This window comes from Candidatus Wallbacteria bacterium, from assembly GCA_028687545.1.
In the GTDB taxonomy this organism is placed as follows: domain Bacteria; phylum Muiribacteriota; class JAQTZZ01; order JAQTZZ01; family JAQTZZ01; genus JAQTZZ01.
Genome location: JAQTZZ010000028.1, coordinates 1 through 22,710, shown reverse-complemented (window position 1 = coordinate 22,710; position 22,710 = coordinate 1). Strand labels below are relative to the sequence as shown.

Below are 22,710 nucleotides of genomic sequence, written 5' to 3'. Positions count from 1 at the left end.
CATGGATTCAGGAGTGGCGGAATTTTTCGGCAGCATGCACAGATCTTTCGGAAATGATCTGGGCCCCTTTATCACCCAGTGTGTGACGTTCATACTGGCTCTGGTGATGGGTTATTTCGTGTTCTGGTGCCTTGCCACCTATCTGACCTACCTCAAAATCCTGAAACTGGACAACAATCTCAGGCGCTGCCTGGAAGACCGCTGTGGACTTTCAGCTTCCGAGCGGAAATGGATGGAGGAACTGGTGAAGAACCGTGGGCTCAAGCCTTGCTTCAGGCTTTTGTTGTATAAAACTGTGCTGAAGCGTCACATGGATGAACGTGACCTTGCCAGGCGCGGAATTGATCCTGAGATCCTTTATAAAAAGATTTTCAGGGACGACTTATGAGCAGGTTCCAGCGCTGGTGACCCGTCCCAGTTGAAAACCCCTTGACAAATATGATTTTTATCATTAACATTTCACAAAATTCAGTTTACAAGGAGATGCCATGAAAACCGGGATTCACCCAGAATATCACATAATCAAGGCCACCTGTGCCTGCGGCAACAGCTTCGAGACAGGCTCCACCGCCACGGAACTGAAGGTGGAAATCTGCTCAGCCTGCCATCCGTTCTTCACCGGAGTCCAGAAATTCGTGGACACCGCTGGGCGTGTAGAGAAATTCCAGCGCCGCGCTGCCAAGAAGATTGAAGAGCCCAAGAAAACCGAAGAGTCCAAGAAGACTGCCGCTCCTAAAAAGTAATCAATGCTGAAAGTAAGACTGCTGGCTTACACGCCTGCCTCGGAAGACATCATCGCCAAGGCGGCGCGTTTATGCTATTCGGAAAGTGGCATCGATGAACTCGATGTTTCAGGAAGCAAGGCCAGAATCGTGGGGAAAATGTTCAGGCTCGGACATCATTCCACGCTTGAACATGCCTCTTTCTCCTTCGGAGTGGAGGGAATTTCCCGGGCCTGCAGCCATCAGCTCGTAAGGCACAGGCTGGCTTCATTTTCGCAGCAGAGTCAGCGCTATGTGAGATTCCACGAACCCTTCGATTATTACATACCAGATACGATTCTGAAAAATAAAGCTGCGCTTTCCAGATACAGAAAGCTGATGGATGACATGGCAGCCGCATATGAGGAGATGGCCAAATCAGGCATTCCTGCGGAAGACGCCCGTTATGTGCTCCCGAATGCATGTACCACCAAGATTATCATCACCATGAACGCCAGAGAACTCCTGCATTTCTTTAATCTCAGGCTTTGCAGCCGGGCTCAGCAGGAAATCAGGGATCTGGCTGCCAGGATGCTGGTGCTGGTCAAAAAAGAAGCTCCCCATATTTTCGAAAAAGCCGGCCCAACCTGCATTTCATACAATTACTGCAGGGAAGAGGCTGAAGATTGCCCTTTATACAAGAAAATCAAGCGCTGATTCTTTGTAAGGGCGCAGGACCCTGCACCCCTACTGTTCGATCCCCCCGGGTTAGTCTACAGGTGGAATGAAATACCCCATGAACACCCCCCTCACTTGTCCGTTTTGGACAGGACCGAGGGAATTGTCTAGTTCCGCAGGCAGCATCTCAGTTACATTGAGCAGCCAGAATTTAGCGATGGCTTTGATCTTTACACTGCCTTCCGGCATGGTGTAAATACAAGATGGCCCGCCGGGGATATCGGTTTTGACCACTGGGACCAGCACGATTCTGGAGCTGTCCCGGACAGGGTTCTTCCAGTTTTCATTCGTTTTCGTAAGATAAGCGATTCCTGAACATGTCTCCAGGGCATGATTCCCTGATAGTAATCCAACCTGTGCTACTGGATAAGGAAGGCGCTTGCAGCCCATTTTGATGTTGTCGGCATATCCGCGGGCTTTCATTTCTTTTTCCGAAAATGGAGCAAGAGCTCCGAAATTTGTGCGGCCGGGATTTTTTTGAGAGCCGGCCATTGCTGCGGAAAAAAGATCGTTCAGAAGAATCCGGGCTGCTGGAACATCCTGAAAGTCCAGGCCTCCGCAGATTGTGACCAGCCCCCCCGGACCGGAATCCAGGCTGTAGCGTCTGGTGGCAAGTTCGGCCAGGTTCAATCCGCGGGAAGCAGAAATTCCTTCTCTGTATCCAGTGCCTGGATTGTCTCTCGCAAAGATCTCCTGAGAGAACAGAAGACTTGAAACGGAAAAAGCTGCTGGCCTTCTGGAAACCACCGGCCCGAGCGTAAGCACGTGATTCTGGTTTTCAACACAGTCCCTGGGACGGATTTCGCAGGTCCCGGCCGTATCGTTTCCTGCATATATCTGGCTGGTATCGCTGGTCTTAAAGAAAACCGGTGGTACGATTCCGGTGCCGTTTTCCCGGTTGAATTCACAAAGCGCATAATCCAGACTGGGGCCGGCCGCACCCATCAGAAAAAGCTGATGCCCGTTCGAATCCCACCTGGCAAGTGCTGCCGCCACACGGGTATCGCTGAATTCTCCCGGATTGACGAAAATCCATGATTCGGGAAGACTGCCGGAGAGAACATCCCGATCGTGCAGCCAGACAAAGGGAATCCCTATGCTGGACAGCAGCTTTGCGGCCACGATTTCTTTAGTGTTTTCCAGTCTGGAGCAGTCCAGTTTATCCCAGGGGATTTTCGATAGAAATGTCCCGCTGATGACACCCTTCTTCACATCTACTGCCGTCAAGTTGAAGTTCAGAAATCCCAGCACTGAAGTTTTTTTCCTGGACTTGACCTCGCAGGTTGAGAGCACAGGGATGCGGAAAAAGGTCCTGCCATTCCGGAGCCTGTGTTCCAGACCGAGCATTACCGGACTCTGAAGTTCCAGCTCCGTTGTGGCTGTAATTCCTGCGAGGCAGGTGGCTTCAAGAGTGGAATTTCCGTTCTGTACATTTTCCCTGCAGGCGGCGGGACTTCCGGAAATTGACAGTCCGCACCAGCAGCCGCAGCCGATTTCCGGGGTGGCACCTCCATATTTCAATTGATACCTGGAACCGATCTGGAAACCATAGGGATATTCCGGGACCTGCTTTTTCACACCCCAGGGCATCAGGTCCGCCTGTTTGTATTGGCTGTGCATGAAAATGCCGGCTTTGAGACTTTTTTTCAGGGCTATGATGCTGTAAGGACGGCCTTCGCTGTTGTTGTGTGTGGCGAGGAATTCGTGCAGCTGTGAATCTGCTTTGGAAGAGAGGAGAATTTTGGCTACCTGTTTATAGCTGACTCCGGTCTGGCTCATGGCGGCAGCGATTTCAGCATGATAGTCCACGAGGAAAGAGCCGCCATTGTAATCGATGAGCCATTCCACCTGATAACCCCGTTCCAGGCACCAGCTGACGAATCCGTATGCGAGCAGAGGTTCAGGCTGCATGTGGCTGCCGAGTTCGGGACAGACAGGGTCGCTGAAATCCTGCGGATTAACGTCCAGAGCCCCATCCATGGGGATCAGTAACTTGCTCCCCTCCGGCTCTACAGGAGCTCCCTCGCCAATTTTAAGCAGATACTCATGTCCGGGTTTGAATCTGAAGGCAGGATCTTCAACCCAGCTGCTGGCCGGTTTTCCGTCTATGTAGAGCGTTTCCTCAGAATCATAGCCGACTGTAACCAGTCCGTTAGGGATGCCGAAGGGCAGCAGGCGGTATGAATTTTCCCTGATCAGCCGCGCCTCTCCGACAGCTGTAAACTCAGCTAGAGACTTGGCCGACAGGTTTAGCGGGGGTATGCCCAGCAGGCTGCCGATTCTATGCGGGAGGAGCAGATTCGCGTTTATAAAAACATTGTCGCTGCCCTTAGAAATGCTCACTGAAAGTCCATGTTCGGGCTCCAGGTTGTTTTTTCGGAATTCCGCCATAGCCGCTTCCGGGACCGACACTTCAGCTGTTTTCCCCATCACTGTTGCTGCGGCCAGTGCCGCCTTTCCTGCTGCCAGGTTCAATCTGGATCTGGCAAGCCAGACATCCCCTAAGTCAATGCTGAGTCCTGTCAGGGCGAGCAAAGTCAGAATCGCTAAAATCACGATCAGCATGGATAGACCAAGGCGGGGATGCCGGTACATAGAACCTCCTGAATTTTGTATTTTAACACAAACTGGAAATTTATCCGATAGGAGCACATGACTTTTCTGGAAAAAATTTATCGATGGAGCTTAAATGGAAAAGATTAGAAGGCTTGGCGGCCAGGCAGTCATCGAAGGCATCATGCTCCGCGACAGGGACTCATACTCGATCGCGGTCCGGGAGCAGGGGAATGAAGTTTTCACTCTTTACGAGAAGTTTGAACAGGGCTGGTTTTCTAGACACAAACTGGATCACATCCCATTTTTGAGGGGAATTTATCTCCTCTGTCAGTCACTCTGGCTGGGGGTGAAATCACTGGGTATGTCAGCAGTGATTCAGAGCGGAAGCAAAGAAATGAAGGTCAATAACGCCGAATTGGGATTTTCCCTGATCGCGGCGATTGTGATGGGATTGACTATCTTCATTCTGATACCTTTCGGAGTAGCAGACTGCGCTGAGAAATATGTATTCAGCCTTTCTCCATTTTATTTCAACCTGATCGAAGGAATTGTGCGGCTTCTGATGTTCGTTTCCTATCTCTGCCTGATCACAAAGATTCCCGACGTGGGACGATTGCTCGCTTACCACGGAGCCGAACACAAGGTGATCAACGCTTATGAATCCGGAATGGAACTGAATCTCGCAAACGTCAGGGGCTGCAAACGCACGCATCCCCGCTGCGGGACGAGCTTCATCCTTTTCTTCATCGTCGTGACCACTGTGGTGTTTTCCCTGATCCCGACTTCAGGGATCTGGCAGAGAATCCTGATGCGGATCTTTTTCCTGCCTATACTTGGGGCAGCAAGCTATGAATTGCTGCAGATTTTCAACCGCCTGTTCGATCCAGGCAACTGGATCCTGAATCTGGGTACTCTTTTCCAGAGGCTGACCACCAGGGAGCCGGACGACCGGCAGATGGAAGTGGCGATCATTGCCCTGAAGGGGCTGCTAGAACGTGAGAATTGACAGACTGGCCGGAAACATGCGGATAGTTCAGGGCAGGGAAGTTTTCTGCCTGAACGAGGACAGTGTACTGCTCGCCAATTTTCCGGCCCTGAGACCCGGGATGTCCGTACTTGAACTCGGTTCCGGTACCGGAGGAGTGCTGCTCCTTGTCTACCTCCGCCGCAGAGGTCTGAAATTAACCGGAGTGGAAAGGGATAAGCTTGCCTTGAAATATCTTAGGAAGACAATTGAATTGAACGATCTCTCGGGGGAGATTTCCATCTTAGGGATGGATTTCCGGGAGCTGCCGCCGGAATTTAACGGGAAATTCGATCTGGTGCTGGCAAATCCACCATTCCAGGCCGAATCCGGTGCCCCTGCTCCTGCAGCTGAAAATAAACGCGTCTCCAGAGTGGAGCGTTTTGGCAGCTTCGGAGATTTCTGCATGGCTGCCGGGAAATTGATGAAAAATCGGGGCAGATTCGTGTTCATCCACAAAACGGAACGACTGGCGCAGATTATGGAAACTTTGCGCGAACACTCCCTGGAGCCAAAGCAGGTCCGTTTCATTCATCCACGGGCCGGATTGCCGGCCGGGAGACTGCTGATGGAGAGCATCAAAAACGGCGGAGCTGGATTGACGGTCAGGCCACCATTATTTGTTTACCAGGAAAAAAGCGTTTATACTGAGGAAATAGCAGCTTATTACCCGGAAGGTGCTGATGCTTAAGGTTTTGTTTTTAGGCGATATTGATGATGATGCCGGCCTTGCGACACTCTTGACCATTCTGCCAAGGTTGCGCAGGGAGTATAATCCCGACTTCATCATCGCCAACGGCGAGAATGCTTCCAAGGGTCTTGGCTTATATCCCAAAGATGCTGAATTCATCTTTAATGCAGGCGTGCATGTGATCACGATGGGCAATCACACCTGGGTGAAACGCGAGATCAAGGACTATATCATTGCAACTCCCCGCCTGATCAGGCCGATCAATTATCCGGACGGCACGCCTGGAAAAGGTGCTTTCCTGACCGAGGTCGGGGGGCACAAAGTAGCTGTAATCAACGCGCTCGGCCGTGAATCAATAGTCAACATTTTCGGCAAGGAAAGCTTCGAATTGCTGGATGACCCTTTTTCCATTGTGGAACAGAAAGTGAATCAGCTGCGGGAACAGGGTTACAAGAACATTATCGTGGACTTTCATGCCGAATCAGGGATCGAAAAAAAGGCCTTCAGCTTTTTCCTCGACGGCAAGGTTTCGGCAGTGATCGGCACCCATACCCATGTTCTCACCGGCGACGCCCAGATTTTTGAACATGGCACAGCGTATATTACGGACTGCGGCATGACAGGTCCGATGGATTCTGTGGTGGGTGTGAAAAAAGAGGAAGTAATTTCTCAGTATATTACGCAGATGCCTGTTCGATTCTCAGGTGCTGCCGGAGACAACGCGATCTGCGGGGTATATCTTGAGATCGATCCTGAAACCGGACATGCTGCAGCCATCAAGTCTTTCTGTGAGCGGGAGGCGAAAAGGATCACTGCAGCTGAAGAGCTTAATTACCTGCAGCTCACGGAAAACTGCGAGTCGCTGACAGCTCTTTCCAAGGAGACTTTCCAGTTCATCAGGAATTTCTTTTCCGCTGAATTCCGCGGAGGGATCGTGGAATGGGAAAAACTCCTGAAGGACTTTGTGGTCAGATATTTATACAATCTCTCGGAAGGCGAGTTCCAGCAGGTAAAAGCATTTTTCTCTCATGAGGACATGCAGAAGCTGGGGGGAATGGCTCGCATCCAGTTCCGGGAGAACGAGTGGATCTATCTGAATCTGCCGATCGGTGAAGGGCCGAACTGGTTCGTGATCGCCCCTGACCTTTCTCTGCCGGAAAATCTGGACGGGCTGATGAAAAGATTTTCAGGGAGATACAAGCAACTGACGGAATTGATCCTGCTGCATCAGAAACTGGCTGAAGGCTCAGCACTGTATGAGATCGGGAAAGTGGTCAGTTCCACCCTGGAATTGTTCGGTAAGGACGGACTGCTGGACAGAATCATGGCCATGGGCAGCAAGGTGATGGACGCCGAGGCCTGCTCCGTGCTCCTGGTGGATGAAAAGGCCAGGGAGCTTTATTTCGAGATCGGGCAGGGTGAGAAAGGTGAGGCCATCAAGCAGATCAGGCTGAAATTTGGGCAGGGGATTGCGGGCTGGGTCGCTGAAACAGGGCAGTCCTGCATTGTCGCCGACACTTCCAAAGACGACCGTTTCTTCAAACAGGCAGACGACAAAACCAAGTTCGTCACCCGTTCCGTGATCGCAGTACCTCTCAAGATGAAAGAACAGGTCACTGGAGTGCTGGAAGTCCTGAACAAGAAAGGCGAAACCACTTTCAATGAACATGACGTGGAACTTCTGGAAGCCATCGCCAATCTGGCGGTCAACTCCATTGACAACGCCAAGCTCTACCTGAGCATCCAGAGGCTCTATAAGAGCACGATCCAGGTGCTGGCCAATGCCATGGACTCGAAGGATCCTTACACCCATGGCCATTCCAGACGCGTGGCCAAATACTCCGTGGAAATCGCCAAAGAACTGGGCATGACCAAGAATGAAGTGGAAGACATCAACTTCGCGGCTCTGCTGCATGACATCGGCAAGATCGGCATCCGCGACAACATCCTCTGCAAGCCCGGCCGGCTGACTGAAGAGGAATATCAGATCATCAAAAACCACCCGGTGATTTCAGCTCAGATACTGGCTCCTGTCGAATTCCTGCGCGACAAGATCCCGATGGTCAAGCACCATCACGAACGCTTCGACGGCAAGGGCTATCCTGACGGACTGCGGGGCAAGGATGTTCCGCTCGGAGCCCGCATCATCAGTGTGGCTGACGCTTTCGATGCCATGACCTCAGACCGATCGTACCGGCGCGGGATGCAGTTCGAGAAGGCCTTCGAGGAATTGAAACGCTGCAGCGGCGCCCAGTTCGATCCTGAGCTGGTGTTGGCCTTCAAGAAGATCTTCGACGAAAAGGGCAACACGCCGCTGTTTGAATTAGAGATTTATTAACAATGTAGGGACGCAGCATGCTGCGTCCCTACATTCAATTCACCGGGTGATCATTAAATTATTTCCCATCTACAGGCGGAATGAAATAGCCGAGGAAGATTCCACGCACCTGTCCGTTTGTCAGGGGACCCAGGTACATATCATAATAACTCCACTGATTCACATCGAGCAGCCAGAATTTGGCGATTCCCTTGATCCTGACCTTGTCTCTCTGGTTGATGCTGTAAATGCTTCTCGGCGGGGAGTCTATATTCGGCTGAGATATGCAGGTCAGCAGACTGTCTGGAGTTCTCGTGCTTACAATAGGCACCAGCACAACTCTCTGGCTGTCGATCGGATAATTGTTCCAGGTATGGTGATCTGAACCGACATTGAAAAACACGCCTGTATTGGTTTTATCAGGCTGATTGCCCGGCAGGGTGTCCACGATCTGTCCTGGAGTCAGCAGGTATTTATAGCCGTATTTCACGTTGCCGAGATATTCCTCAGGGTCACTTGTTTCCAGGACTGAATCCATGTCCAGTGCTCCGAAATCAGTACGGATTGCAGCACTGATGAGCGGGGACTCTGCGCAGGCCAGGCAGGAATTGAGCATCATCCTGTAGCCTGCTGCATTCCCCGGATCATGGCCTCCCATGAACGTCATCACACCGCCCGGATCTGAGTCATGGATTTTATAAGTCCTGGAGACGACTTTGGCTACCGAGGAACTCGGATAAGCTGTGATCACCTGGCGATAGGCAGGTGAATTGTTACTCGCGAAAACCTGGCAGGATGATAAGAGGCCGCTTGTTTTGAAAGACTGGACTCTGCCTGCGGTCAGGTCAGCCGGGACTACTGTAACATGGTCCTGGTTGAGCGGTATGTCGCGCGGCGAGAGAGTGTAATTGCTCAGGGCGTCGTTGTCCACATCCGTGTATTTGACGTATTCCTGGACCCAGCCTGTGTTGCGGCAGGCGTCGCAGGAGGAACCAGGATGATTCTTGCAGAACGGGCATTTGGAGGTCTGGATCGTGCTGTAGGACTGAAAAAAGGCGGATGGGACGTAGCTCTGTGAATTGTTCCCATAGGTATTATGGTTATATTGAGTTAAAGCGTTGTCAAATCTCAGGGTGGACCAGCAGAGATTGAAAAAGTAATGGCCGCCAGCCACCCATTCCGCGATTTTTTCAGGCACATTCTCGTTGAAGAAATCAGTGTGTGAGCAGGCTATCCACTGGTAATTGCTGATATTGCCGTTCAGCACGTCAGTATCGTGGATCCAGGAATAGGGGATTCCGGCCATTTTCAGCATTTTGGCAGGAATCACGTCATTTTCGTCAATGTTCAGGGTATAGGTGAGCTGGTCCCTGGGAATGGTATCCACGAACTGGCCATACACATAGCCGTGCGCCGTATCCACTCCGCTGAGCATGAAGTTGATGAATCCCACAATCGTGGTTTCGACGGTGCTGTTCGTATCCAGAGTAGTAACCACCGGGAGTTCCAGATAAAATTTGCCGGCTGCCAGGCGGTCCTGCAGGCCCTGCTTGGTTGGGTTCAGCATGTTGTTCGGCTCAGTCTGAAGGACTTCTCCCACATAATACAGGACGCCTGTCGTGCCGTCGGTGTTCTGCTTGAAATTACTGACTCCATTGGCGATATTGCTCCTGTACTGGCTGGCTCCTGTAGAGCCCATCACCAGAGCTCCGCACCTGGCTTCAGTGTCGCCTGAGACGTTCGCGTCAAAACCGTACTTGAGCGTATATTGGACATTGAACTGGTAACCGAAGGGATAGTCTGCAGTTTTGTTCACCAGCCCCCAGGGCATCAGGTCCGCGTTTGAATACATGAATGGTGTGTAAACCGCATAATTCATGGGCTTGGTCAGATGAATCAGGCCATATGCTCTCCCTTCGCTGTTCTGGTTCGCTCCCAGGTAGTCCATCAGTTGCTGAGCCTGTTCCGCTGTCAGTAGAATCTTACTCACATCAGAGAAATAGACCCCATTGGTCGAAACAGCAGTATCGATATCAGGATGGTAATTCACCAGATAGGAACCGCCGTTATAGTCCAGCAGCCAGTCCACTGTGTATCTGTGCTGCAGGCACCAGTGGACAAGGCCATAGGCTTTGAGCGGCTGCGCCTGGGTGTGGCTGCCGATTTCCGGGCAGACCGGGTCTTGGGCGTCCTTGGGGGTGACGTCTTCGCCGCCGTCCATCGGAATCAGGTATTTCCTGCCCAGCGGATCCGGAGATGCGCCTTCCCCGAGTTTCAGGAGATACTCGCTGCCGACATTGAATCTGAAGGACGAATTTTCGTTCCAGCTTTCGGCAAGCGAACCGTCGATGTACAGGGTGTTTCCGTCCCAGCTGAAGGCTGCCCTGCCGTGCGGGATTCCGAAAGGCATCAGATCGTATGTGCTCATCTTGATCAGCCTGGCCGAGCCGTCTGCGCACAGTTCCGCCAGGGACTGGGTTCTGAGCAATACGTCGTTGAAACCGAGGACTTTGGCGAAATTGTAAGTCATTTTCAGATTTGTGTCGATGAAGACTGTCTCAGCTCCTTTAGTGACTGTTATTACAAGATTGTCGCTTGCAGGCAGCCCATTTTGAGCATAGACATCCAGCACTTTCTGTCTGATCACTGCCGGGTCATCGCTGGTTTTCATGGTCTGTGCCGCTGAAAGAGCGGCGAGTTGAGCAGCCTGGTCCAGAGTGGATTTCTGCATATAGGCATAGCCCACATCTACTGCTAAAGCTACCATGCCCAGGAGGAACGGGGAGAGGAGGGCAATCACAACCGTGGAAATGCCTTTCCTGTTCGACAAAAAATCTGGACTTTTGATTTTCATGAACCCCTCCTTATGCATGATAACGGACAAGTCTGGCCTGTCAGAAGGTCTGTGCCCTGCGGTGGCTGCACATTAGCTAAACTATAATTGTTAAATTAAAAGCAAAAGGAATGCCAATCCCTGAATCCCGCGGTTGACACAGTTTTCAGCCTTCAACATTGCATTCTGCATAGTCTGGATTGTGAAATGCAATAATTGCTTCGTTTGCCACGAATCGAAATTAATGATAGCGCTAAATTGAGGGTTTCAGGCTGGAAACAGGGGTGAAGAAGCACCCTGTAATTCAGTCTCAATCTTGTTTTACTTGATCGTCTACTTTCAGTCAGCCGGCGGGATATAGTAGCCGAGGAAAACCCCGCGCACCTGGCCGTTTTCGATCGGGCCCAGTGTGGAATCGTAACTGCCTGGTCTGGTCACGTCCAGCAGCCAGAATTTGGCTACAGCCTTGATCCTGACCAGATCGCGCTTATAAATGCTGTAGATGCTCCTGGGTTGTTGATCGACATTGGCTGGGTCCAAAGTAGTGACAAGCATGTTGTCCGCTGTTCTGGTGCTGACAATCGGCACCAGGATTACTCGAGGGCTGTCAATCGGGTAATTGTTCCAGGTGTTGGCGTCATTGCCGACATTGAAGCATACCCCGGCATTGGTATCTTCCGGCAGGTTAAGGGGCAGGGTATGCACCAGCGTGTTCGGCGTGAGCAGATACTTATAGCCGTATTTGACGCTTGCTAAGTATTCATTATTGTCAGTGTCCAGCCCTTCATCCTCTGAATCGAGGTCCAATGAGCCGTAATTGGTGCGGGAGGTCTTGAAAGTTGCAGGGGAGATGGAACTGGCGACTACATTATTGAGGATCATCCGGTAAGCGGGAATATTTATGCTGCCAGAAGCCGGGTCATGTCCGCCCATGAAACAGGCTATCCCGCCCAGATCATCGGGATTGATCTTGTAATCCCGGATCATATTCTTGGCGTAATTTATGCTGCTGTATGTAAAGTAACCGTAAATACCCCGATTGTAGTCTGCTGCGGAATTATTTTTAGCGTAGTAGTTCTGGGCAGGGATCAGGCTTCCGAGCTTGAAAGCGTGAGTGCGTCCGATCATGGCGTCGGCCGGGATTGAGGAGACGTGATTCTGGGTCTGCATGATGTCTTTGGGGCTGATGGTGTAAGACGGATTATAATCAGTGTTGACATCTTCGTGCTTGACCCACTCCCAGACCCAGCCTGAATAACGGCAGGCGTCACAGTTTTTGCCGTTGCCGCAGCGGTAGCAGACAGAGTATTGCTTGGCGGAACAGGACTTGAAGAACATCAGGGGAATGTATTGGGATGTGTCGGTGCCGAAGGTATCATGGTTATAGTCTTCCAGAGCATTGTCAAAGCGGTCAGTGGACCAGCACATGTTGAAAAAATAGTGGCCTCTCGATACCCAGCGGGCAATAGCTGCCGGGATATTGTTGTTTTGAAAATCCTCGTGATGGGAATAGAGCCAGTCGAAGTTGTTGAGGTCGCCGTCGAGTATTCCTGCATCGTGGATCCAGAAAAATGGAATTCCTGCCTGTATGAGTACTTTGGCCACGATCGTGTTGTTGATGTCTTCGTTGGTGGTGTAGGAAAGCTGATCAGTGGGTACTTTGTCCACGAATCTGCCGCTGATCGTACCATTGGCTGAGTCTGTGGCATTGATTTTGAAGTTCAGGAATCCTTTGATAATGGTACTTTTTCTGCCGTTGACGTCCAGGATGCTGACCACAGGGAGTTTCACGTATAGTTTATTGTTGTCGATGCGGTACTGCAGGGCTTGCAAGGTAGGGCCTGCCATGCTTCCGGTTTTGGTATACGTCGACTTTCCCACATACCAGTTATTGCCGTCCGGATTGCCTGCACCATACATGATGTTGTCGCGATACTGGTCAGCTCCTGTCCCGCCCAGTTCCAGGGCACCCCAGTTGCTTGCCCCGGTGGCATAGGGAAGAGTAAAGTCCATTTCAAGTGAATAGCCAAATGGATAGGTATTAATGCCGTTGGTCTGCACACCCCAGGGCATCAGATCTGCCGGAGAGTAAACATTGGCTGTGAAAACAGCAATATTGGGATACATGCTCACACGCACAATCTTGTAAACTCTGCCTTCGCTGTTGTTGTGAGTAGCCAGCCAGTTGGAAAGAGCAGCTGCCTGATCCCCTGTTAAGACGATCTTGCTGACCCCGCTGAAGCTTACGCCTGTGGAACTGACTGCAGAAAGGATCGCCGGATTGTAATCAACCATGAAAGAACCGCCGTTGTAATCCAGGATCCAGTCTATCGGGATATTGTTTCTCGTACACCAGTAAATAAGGCCGTATGCTTTGATCAGGTCTGCCTGGACATGGCTTCCGACTTCAGGGCAGATCGGGTCATCGGCGTCAGTCGGAATGCAGTCGTTCGTACTGTCCATTGGGATCAGGATTTTCCTGCCGATGGAATCCGCAGGCTGGCCCCAACCGAGTTTCAGCAGATACTCACTGCCTTTCTGGAATGCGAAGGCTGAGTTTTCGTTCCAGGAATCAGCTGGTATGCCGTCCAGATACATTTTCTTTTCCTCGGCATTGTAAGATGCTTTTGCATGCGGAATGCCCCAAGGCATGAAGTCGTATGTGTTTTCCTTGATCAGGCGGGCTGTACCGTCAACGCAGAGTTCGGCCAGAGCCTGTGAATTGATTGTGATGTCGCTGAATCCGAACAGAGTGGCGAAAAATCCTGCCTTCATCCGTGCTTCTACCAGAACTGTTTCCGACCCCTCTGTGACATTGACGGTGAGGTTGTCATTGGTAGGCAGGCCGTTCTGGGCGAAGATGTCATAAACTTTCTGCCTGATCACTTCCTGGTCGATGCTGGTTTTCATGGTCTGGGCAGCTGAGAGGGCTGCCAGCTGCGCAGCCTGGTCCAGCGCCGATTTGTGCATATAGGCATTGCCTACATCCAGGGCGAGAGCCAGCATGCCTAAGAGCAGCGGGCTGCAAATAGCCACTAATGCTGTTGAGATGCCTTTTCGATTCGATAGAAAAAAAAGTTTTATAATTTTCATAAAGCCTTCCCGCAGCACATGACAAAATTTGAGTCTGGACAAAGAGAAGGCTTATGTTAAATTATACTTATATCAAAATTACCAAACTCAATTGTTAATTTAAGCAAAAGGAATGCCAATCATAAATCGCGTTGTTGACAGGATTTTTCAGGCGCACAATTGCATTTTGCAAAACTCGGATTGCTAAATGCAATGATTGCCACGAATGCATAGAATCGTAATTAACGGCAGCAACAAGCTAAGAATCTCAGGCAGGAAAAAGGGGCGCTGCAGGCACCCCATAATTCAGTCTTAATCCTACGGTATCTGTCGGTCTATTTCGCATCAGCAGGGGGAATGTAATACCCAAGGAAGATTCCGCGCACCTGGCCATTTTCCAGGGGTCCGAGGGTCGCATCATACGAATTGAGCTGTGTCACATCGAGCAGCCAGAACTTGGCGATGCCCTTCAACCTGACCTTGTCCCTCTGATAGATGCTGTAGATGCCTGCCGGGGGATGTGCCACGTTGTCAGTAGAGGTGCAGATCAGAGCATTGTCGGAATTTTTCGTGCTCACGATCGGCACCAGGACTATTCTCTGGCTGTCTGTGGCATGGCTGTTCCAGGTGCCTGCGTCTGTACCCATGTTGAAAGCCACTCCAGTGTTGGTCTGCTCAGGGAAATTGCCAGGCAGGGTGTCCACGACCTGTCCTGGAGTCAGCAGATATTTATAGCCGTATTTGATGTTGGCAAGGTATTCATCCGGATCACCCGCTTCCAGCGCAGCATCCATGTCCAGAGCGCCGTAATTTGTCCGGGCCACTGTGGTGAGGAGTGCTGTCTGAGTGCCGGCCAGGCAGGAGTTGAGGATCAGTCTGTAACCAGCATCATTGCCCGGATCATGGCCGCCCATGAATGTCATCACTCCGCCCAGATCTGTGTTATGGATCTTGTATGTCCTGGAAACGACCTTGGCAACAGAGGAGCTGGAATAAGCGGTAATCACCTGGTTGTAGCCTGCTGCCGAATTGTTCTTCGCAAAGACCTGGCAGTCTGAAAGAAGCTTGTTGACATTGAAGGCCTGAACCCGCCCGGATGACGGGTCTGCATTGACTGTGGCCACATGATCCTGGTTGAGTGAAATATCGTGCGGGGAGAGCGTGTAATTGGCGACTGATTCATTGTTGATGTCGTCATGCTTGACATATTCGATGACCCAGCCTGTATAGCGGCAGGCGTCGCAGTTGGCGCCTGAGGCGTTGCAGCGGTAGCAGTGGGAATACTGGGGTTCGCTGTAGGTCTGGAAGAAGGCTCCAGGAATGTAGTTCTGAGTTTCTGTCCCGAAGTTTCTATGGTTGTATACGCAGAGCGCGTTCTCGAATCTCAGGGTTGACCAGCAGAGATTGAAGAAATAGCGGCCGCCTGCGTTCCATTCCGCGATCTTCTCGGCAACATTTTCGTCGTAGAAATCGTCGTGGCTGGTGGAGATCCACTGGTAATTATTGATCGTCCCGTTCAGCACTCCGTCGTCGTGGATCCAGTTGTATGGGATTCCGGCCATTTTGAGCACTTTAGCCGGCACTACCTCGTTTTCGTTTTCATTCACAGTATGCGTAAGCTGGTCTACCGGGATTTTATCTACGAGCGTCCCATAGACCCACCCTTTCTGAGAGTCCACTGAATTGAGCTTGAAATTGAGGAATCCCATGATGGTGGTGGCGCTGCGGCCGTTCACGTCCAGAGTGGTGACCACAGGGATTTTCACATAAAGTTTGTTCTGGGTGATACGATCCGTCAGGCCCTGCATGGTAGGACCCACCATGTTGCCCGGCTCAGTGTCGATGGTTCTTCCGACATAATAGACTGTTCCGTTAGGATTCTCCACACCATGGAGGATGTCGTCAACACCATATTCGATATTGTCGCGATACTGATTCGCACCGTTCGCTCCCATGGCCAGGGCTCCCCAGTTGCCGCCACCATAACCTGTCTCGCCTGCTCCGGAACCATATTTAAGTGTGTACTGTGCCCCGAACTGATAGCCGAACGGGTAGGTGTTGGTTTTATACTGCAGTCCCCAAGGCATCAGGTCGCCGCAGGAATATTCGAATGGCGTAAATACTGCGTAGTTGATGGGTCTGGTCATGTGCACAACAGTGTATGATCTGTTTTCACTGTTCTGATTCGCAGCCAGGAAATCCGTGAGCTGTCTGGCCTGCGCTGCTGTCAGCAGGATCTTGTTCACAGAAGAGAAGGAAACTCCATTACTTGAGACTGCCGTGTCGATGCCTGAATGGTAATCCACCAGGTATGAGCCGCCGTTGTAATCCAGCAGCCAGTCTACCGCGTAATGCTGCTGCAGGCACCAGTGGACCAGGCCATAGGCCTTGAGAAGCTGCGACTGGGAATGGCTGCCTACTTCCGGGCAGATCGGGTCCACTGCATCCTTGGGGTTCGCATCCTCACCGCCATCCATCGGGATCAGGTATTTCCTGCCCTGCTGGTCAGGCAGCGGGCCTTCACCAAGCTTCAGCAGGTATTCGCTGCCTGGATTAAAAGCAAAGCCGGAATTCTCGGACCAGTTGTCGGCCAGAGTGCCGTCGATGTAAAGTTTCTGTTCGTTGAAATTGTAAGTAGTCTTCCCATGTGGAATTCCCCAGGGAACCAGATCGTAAGTGTTTTCCTTGATCAGCTTAGCCGAGCCGTCTGCGCATAGTTCAGCCAGTGCCTGGGAATTTAGCGTGACATCGCTGAATCCGAGCACTCTGGCAAAATAAAACGGTACAGTCAGATGAGCATCGATGAAGGCTGTTTCAGTGCCTTTCGTAACATTCACCGTCATATGGGCTTGATCAACGGGTAAACCGTTCTGGGCAAAAACATCCAGCGCTTTCTGCTGGATCACTGCCTGGTCATTGCTGTTTTTCATGGCCTGGGCTGCAGAGAGGGCTGCGAGCTGCGCAGCCTGGTCCAGGGTGGATTTCTGCATATAAGCATTGCCTACGTCGACTGCCAGGGCAGCCATGCCCATGATCACAACTGAGGACAGGGCTACGATCACAATGGAAACGCCTTTTTTGTTCAGCGAGCCGGGTTTTATTTTCATCACTCCTCCTTGAAATGTCAATTATATAATGAAAAGCAAAAGGAATGCCAATCCCTGAAACTGACTGTTGACACGGATTCATGAGCTTCAGATTGCATTTTGCATTGCATAGATTGTGGGATGCAAAGAGGGATTAGAATAATTATTCAACAATCGCGAATACGCTGTAAGAAGTTGGTAAGTTAGTAAGTTAGTATGTTGGCAGGTTTTGGAAAAACTTTCTAAACATACTCACATACCAACATATGAACCTATAAACCTCACTCGATGATCCAGGCGAATCAAAAAAGAGCGGCACCTGCGGCCGCTCCTTTTTGATTATTTGATGTTTACAATCGCCTACTTTGCATCCGCAGGCGTGATGTAATATCCTAGGAAAATTCCCCGCACCTGACCGTTTTCGATCGGGCCCAGTGTGGAATCGTAACTGCCGGGTTTGGTCACGTCCAGCAGCCAGAACTTGGCGATTCCCTTTAATCTGACCTTATCTCTCTGATAAATGCCGTAGACGCTCTTGGGAGCTTGAGAAGTGTTGTCAGGAGAGATGCAGGTCAGGGAATTGTCTGAGTTCCTGATGCTCACGATCGGTACCAAAACTATTCTCTGGCTGTCTGTGGCATGGCTGTTCCAGGTGCTGGCGTCTGATCCTACATTGAAGGCTACCCCTGTGTTGGTCTGTTCAGGCAGGTTGTAGGGCAGGGTTTCCAGGATCGCGCCTGGTGCGAGAAAATACTTGTAACCGTATTCGATGTTAGCCAGATATTCGCCTGAGTCAGCAGTAAGGCCGTCGTCTGAACTGTCCATGTCCAGAGCTCCGTAATTGGTGCGGCTGGTCCTCGCGACTGCCGGCGCAATGGAGCTGGCCATCACATTATTCAGAATCAGGCGATAAGCCGGAGTGTTGGAGGGATCATGCCCACCCATGAAACAGACTACTCCGCCCAGGTCAGTGGAATTGATCTTGTAGTCCCTGATCATCGCTTTGGCGTAGTTTGTGCCGCTATAGTTGAAATATTCGTAGATCCCCAGTTTGTACTCTGCAGCTGAATTATCCTTGGCATAGATGTTCTGGGCTGAAATCAGGCTTGTGAGCTTGAAAGCATTGGTGCGTCCGAGCGAGCCGTCTGCAGGAATGGTAGTGACGTGATTCTGGGTCTGCATGATGTCCCTGGGACTGAGAGAATAGGTCGGATTGTTGTCAGTGTTGACATCAGTGTGTTTGACCCATTCCCAGACCCAGCCTGAGTAGCGGCAGGCGTCGCAATCTTTGCCTGAACTGCTGCTGCAGCGGTAGCAGGCCGAATACTGCTTGCTGGAATAGGAATTGAAGAACATGCGCGGGATATACTGTGAGGTAGTTGTGCCGAATGTGTCATGATTATAGTCTTCCAGAGCATTGTCAAAGCGGTCGGTTGACCAGCACATGTCAAAATAGTAATGTCCTGCAGAAACCCACTGGGCGATTTTGGCAGGCACGAGGTTATTCTGGAAATCCTCGTGATGTGTGTAGAGCCAGTCGTAATTGTTGATCGTGCCGTCGATCACACCCGCGTCGTGGATCCAGGAAAACGGTATTCCTGCCTGTTTCAGCACTTTAGCTACTACTTCGGTGTTGCTGTCTTCATTGACTGTGTAAGAGAGCTGGTCTGTCGGGACCTTGTCCACCAGAGTGCCGTAAACGAAATTCCCGTTGGAGTCAACCGAATTTATCTTGAAATTGAGGAATCCCTTGATAGTGGTGGAGCTATGACCATTCATGTCCATGGAGTCTACTACAGGGACCTTGCAGTAGATTTTGCCTGCAGCCAGCCTGTCCGACAAGCCTTGGATGGTGGGGCCGGCCATGTTGCCTGTCTTGGTGTAGACCGTCTTCCCTACATACCAGGTCTCGCCGTTCGGGTTTGGGACACCGCTGGCTATGCCGTTCCTGTAATCATTGGCTCCGTTGCCGACCATGGTGAGAGCTCCGAAATTGCCTGGTCCGTAATTGGCGGGGCTCTGATCAGGGCCGTATTTCAGAGTGTACTGATTGCCGACCACATAGCCGAATGGATAGGCAGCAGCCTGGTCTTCCAGACCCCAGGGCACGAGATCTGCAGGCGAATAGACATTGGCCGTGTAAACAGCCACCTGCGGATAATTCGTGACATGCACGATCTGATATGGTCTGCCTTCGCTGCTGTTGTTTGCTGCTAGCCAGTTGGAAAGCGTGGCTGCCTGGGCTGCGGAAAGCGTGATCTTGCTGACGCTTGAGAAGTTCACAGTGGGGCTGGTAGCGCTGGTGGCAGAGAGGATCGCGTCATTGTAATCCACCAGGTAAGAGCCGCCGTTGTAATCCAGCAGCCAGTCCACCGCGTAATTATTCTGCAGGCACCAGTAAACAAGTCCGTATGCTTTGATCAAGTCAGCCTGCACGTGGCTGCCGACCTCCGGACAGATCGGGTCATTGGCGTCAGCCGGATTGCAGTCGCCTGTGCTGTCCATGGGGATCAGGATTTTTCTGCCGATGGCGTCAGCAGGCTGGCCCAGGCCCAGTTTGAGCAGGTATTCATATCCCTGGTAGAACTGGAAACTCGAATTTTCGGTCCAGTTGTCTGCCACAGTGCCGTCGATGTAAAGCTTCTGTTCTGTAGCGTTATAGGTAGTTCTGCCGTGCGGGATACCCCAGGGTACCAGATCGTAAGTGTTTTCCTTGATCAGCTTAGCCGAGCCGTCTGCGCAAAGTTCAGCCAGGGCTTGCGAATTGAGCGAGACATCGTTGAAACCGAGCACTCTGGCAAAATAAAACGGCACATTCAGGTGAGCGTCAATGAAAGCTGTTTCAGTGCCTTTCGTGACATTCACAGTGATGTCGGCCTGATCGGTGGGCAGGCCGTTCTGGGCGAAGACGTCCAGCGCTTTCTGCTGGATCACTGCCGGGTCGCTGCTGTTTTTCATGGCCTGGGCTGCTGAGAGCGCTGCGAGCTGAGCTGCCTGGTCCAGGGTGGATTTCTGCATATAGGCATTGCCCACGTCAATCGCCAGTGCCGCCATACCCATGAGCACAACGACGGACAGGGCCACAATCACGATGGAAACGCCTTTTTTGTTCAGTAAATAGAATTTTATTTTCATTATTCCTCCTTGACAGGATAATTATATATTAAACAGCAAAGGTAATACCAATCCATGAAACCTGCAGTTGACTGGAATTTACGGATTGCAGATTGCATTTTGCACTGTCTGGATTGTGGGATGCAATAAAAGTCTCCTCAAGGTGTTTTATAGACCATGACATGGGTGGTAATCGTTCTGCTGCTTTCAGTATAAATAATCTCAATCGTATCTACGCTGAAATCAGCCGGTGCTGTATAATTGGGGCTGGAATTGAAGCTGCCCAGCACTGCATTGTAACTGACACTGCTCACTTCGAGCGAACTGTTGTCTGAATAATAAACGCACTTATGCAGATTGCTGCAGTCATAGCTTCCGCCGGCCTGCACTTCCAGAGTCGGCTGGCTGGTAGTCATATACAGCGGGGTCTTGACAGGTGCGGAAAGGGTCGCTGACCAGACATCCGCTCGATCGTCACTTCCGTCCCAACCGCCGATCACCCACATTTTGTCATTAAAAACCAGGCTGGTCTGTGACCATCTGGCAGCCCAGGGAGCATGGAGGTTGGCCTGGGTCCAGGCTGCGCCGTCAGTGGAATACCAGACATCGTTTTCCTTAATGTCGTAATCCACTGTGTTTTCATTATAAGAGTTATCACCGCCGAGCACCCACATTTTATCGTCATAAACCAGGCTGGTGTGGGAACCTCTGCCAATCCAGGGGGCTGAAGCTGTAGCTTGAATCCAGGTCACTCCATCCGTCGAATACCAGGCGTCGTTATAAGAGGCAGCAGCGGCATATCCGCCGATTACCCACATCCTGTTGTCATAAACCAGGATGGTCTGGCGGCTTCTCGGACTCCAGGCCGCGCTGGCAGTAGCCTGAATCCAGGTTATTCCGTCATCTGAATACCAGACGTCGTTCTGGTAAGTTGAATTGTTATCCAGACCGCCGAGCACCCACATCCTGTTGTCATAAACCAGACAGCTCTGGCTGCGTCTCGGGCTCCAGGCCGCACTGGCAGTAGCCTGAACCCAGTTCTTTCCATCTGTGGAGCACTGGACATCATTGTAATTAGTATAGGTGGAGTTTGCGTAACTGCAGCCGCCCATTACCCAGAGCTTGTCTTTGAAGACAAGGCTGCTCTGAAAGACTCTTGCGATGCAGGGTGCCTCTGAAGTGGCCTGCTGCCAGTTGATTCCGTCTGCAGAAGACCAGACTTCATTTCTCAATGCATAATAATCATCCCAGCCTCCGATCACCCACATCCTGCCGTTGAAGACAACGCTGTGATGAGCATCTCTGGCGACCCAGGCTGCATTCGCTGTGGCCTGAATCCAGGCCAGGCTGTTTGTCACAATCAAGTCTATAGATACTTTTTTCCCGAATTCAGTGTAGGAGATCTCGATGGTATCAGTGCCGATCGAACCAGGGGCAGAGTATAGAGTTCCACTGATGGAACCTCTGACAGCATTGCAGCTGACATTTGTCACTTCCCGGGTAGTGCTGTTGCTGAAATAAACAGTCTTTTTGACTGCCGAGAGTTCGTAAGTCCTGTCTGTGCCTATTTCGAGCGTCTGCGGATTCGCAGCCAGAGAAAGGGGATCCCTGACTGTCACGATCAATTGGGCACTGACTGAGATGCCGAATTCAGAGTATGAGATCTCGATGGTGTCTGTACCAGTCGATTCAGGAGAGGTATATAAGCTTCCATTCACCGATCCCCTGGAAACGGCGTAATTGACAGCGCTGGTTTCCAAAGTTGTGCTGCTGCTGTAAGTGACAGTCTTTCTGACATTTGAAAGTTCATAGGTTGTCCCAGTGGGTATCCCGAGAGTCTGGGGATTGAGAGCCAGAGAGAGCGGGCAGGTGATGGATATTTTTAAATGGGCAGTGATAGTTCTGCCGTTTTCAGAGCAGGATATTTCCAGAGTGTCAGCTCCGGCTGCGGCAGGTGCCGTGTAGACTGTTCCGCTGATTGTGCCGCTGATGGCGGAATAAGTGACTGAGTTTGCTTCCTGAGTGGCATTGTTGCTGTAGAAGATGGTTTTTCTGATATCCCTGAGTTCCACTGTCCCGTTGGGATGGGTTTCGAACACCCGCGGGCTGGTAGTCATGTAAAGAGGGGTTGAGACAGGATTAGAAGTGCTTGTAAACCAGACATCATTGTAATAGCTGCCGTGATAGCCGCCGATCACCCACATTTTATCGTCATAAACCAGGCTGACTTGGCTGTATCTTGAAGCCCAGGCCGCATTGTCGGCAGCCAGAGTCCAGGTCACGCCGTCGGATGAATACCAGATGTCATTATAGTAACTGCTGCCGTAACCGCCGATCATCCACATTTTATCGTCATAAACCAGGCTGGAATGGCAGTATCTCGCAGACCAGGAAGCGCTGGTAGCAGCACTGTTCCAGGTTGAGCCGTCAGTGGAATACCAGACATCGTTTTTATAGCCGCTGCTGTAACCGCCGATCACCCACATTTTATTGTCGTAAACCAAACTGGAATGGCCATATCTGGCAGGCCAGGCTGCAGCGGCAGTGGCAATCCAGGTAATACCATCGATTGAATACC

At 51.2% G+C, this 22,710-nt stretch carries 12 protein-coding genes; 6 read left to right on the top strand and 6 right to left on the bottom strand.

Annotated features, from left to right (window positions below; genetic code table 11):
• Position 1 precedes the first annotated feature (1 nt).
• The 3 genes from PHW04_11935 to thyX all read left to right on the top strand — a co-directional run bounded on the left by PHW04_11935 (position 2) and on the right by thyX (position 1,418).
• A complete protein-coding gene (locus tag PHW04_11935; GenBank protein ID MDD2716591.1) occupies positions 2 to 388 on the top strand; it encodes a hypothetical protein in 387 nt (128 codons plus the stop codon).
• 100 nt (positions 389 to 488) lie between these two features.
• Positions 489 to 743, top strand: coding sequence for a 50S ribosomal protein L31 (gene rpmE, locus PHW04_11930; GenBank protein ID MDD2716590.1), 255 nt, complete (start codon positions 489 to 491; stop codon positions 741 to 743).
• 3 nt (positions 744 to 746) lie between these two features.
• Positions 747 to 1,418, top strand: coding sequence for an FAD-dependent thymidylate synthase (gene thyX / locus PHW04_11925; protein ID MDD2716589.1), 672 nt, complete (start codon positions 747 to 749; stop codon positions 1,416 to 1,418).
• Between the two features lie 51 nt (positions 1,419 to 1,469).
• Here thyX and PHW04_11920 read toward each other — a convergent pair whose 3' ends face one another.
• Complete coding sequence (locus PHW04_11920; protein ID MDD2716588.1) at positions 1,470 to 4,034, bottom strand: hypothetical protein; 2,565 nt, start codon at positions 4,032 to 4,034, stop codon at positions 1,470 to 1,472.
• A 94-nt stretch (positions 4,035 to 4,128) separates the two neighbouring features.
• Between PHW04_11920 and PHW04_11915 the strand changes: the two genes are divergently transcribed.
• From PHW04_11915 to PHW04_11905, 3 genes are read left to right on the top strand one after another with little or no spacing between them, the layout of a single operon-like run.
• Positions 4,129 to 5,001, top strand: a complete 873-nt coding sequence (locus PHW04_11915) for a DUF1385 domain-containing protein (GenBank protein ID MDD2716587.1) — start codon at positions 4,129 to 4,131, stop codon at positions 4,999 to 5,001.
• Positions 4,991 to 5,710 (top strand): methyltransferase, encoded by a 720-nt coding sequence (locus tag PHW04_11910; GenBank protein MDD2716586.1) that lies wholly within the window; start codon positions 4,991 to 4,993, stop codon positions 5,708 to 5,710. The genes PHW04_11915 and PHW04_11910 overlap by 11 nt, the downstream gene beginning before the upstream one ends.
• Complete coding sequence (locus PHW04_11905; protein ID MDD2716585.1) at positions 5,703 to 8,048, top strand: TIGR00282 family metallophosphoesterase; 2,346 nt, start codon at positions 5,703 to 5,705, stop codon at positions 8,046 to 8,048. Before PHW04_11910 ends, PHW04_11905 begins: the two co-directional genes overlap by 8 nt.
• A gap of 58 nt (positions 8,049 to 8,106) precedes the next feature.
• Here PHW04_11905 and PHW04_11900 read toward each other — a convergent pair whose 3' ends face one another.
• The 5 genes from PHW04_11900 to PHW04_11880 all read right to left on the bottom strand — a co-directional run.
• Positions 8,107 to 10,881 carry a pilus assembly protein TadG-related protein gene (locus PHW04_11900; protein ID MDD2716584.1) on the bottom strand — a complete coding sequence of 925 codons (2,775 nt, stop codon included), beginning with the start codon at positions 10,879 to 10,881 and terminating at the stop codon, positions 8,107 to 8,109.
• A gap of 318 nt (positions 10,882 to 11,199) precedes the next feature.
• A complete protein-coding gene (locus PHW04_11895) occupies positions 11,200 to 13,953 on the bottom strand; it encodes a pilus assembly protein TadG-related protein (protein ID MDD2716583.1) in 2,754 nt (917 codons plus the stop codon).
• A 314-nt stretch (positions 13,954 to 14,267) separates the two neighbouring features.
• Positions 14,268 to 17,039 carry a Tad domain-containing protein gene (locus PHW04_11890; protein MDD2716582.1) on the bottom strand — a complete coding sequence of 924 codons (2,772 nt, stop codon included), beginning with the start codon at positions 17,037 to 17,039 and terminating at the stop codon, positions 14,268 to 14,270.
• A 339-nt stretch (positions 17,040 to 17,378) separates the two neighbouring features.
• Entirely contained in the window at positions 17,379 to 20,153 is a 2,775-nt protein-coding gene (locus PHW04_11885) for a pilus assembly protein TadG-related protein (GenBank protein MDD2716581.1), read from the bottom strand.
• A gap of 137 nt (positions 20,154 to 20,290) precedes the next feature.
• Positions 20,291 to 22,710 (bottom strand): hypothetical protein (locus tag PHW04_11880; protein ID MDD2716580.1); only part of this gene is annotated, 2,420 nt, incomplete at its 5' end.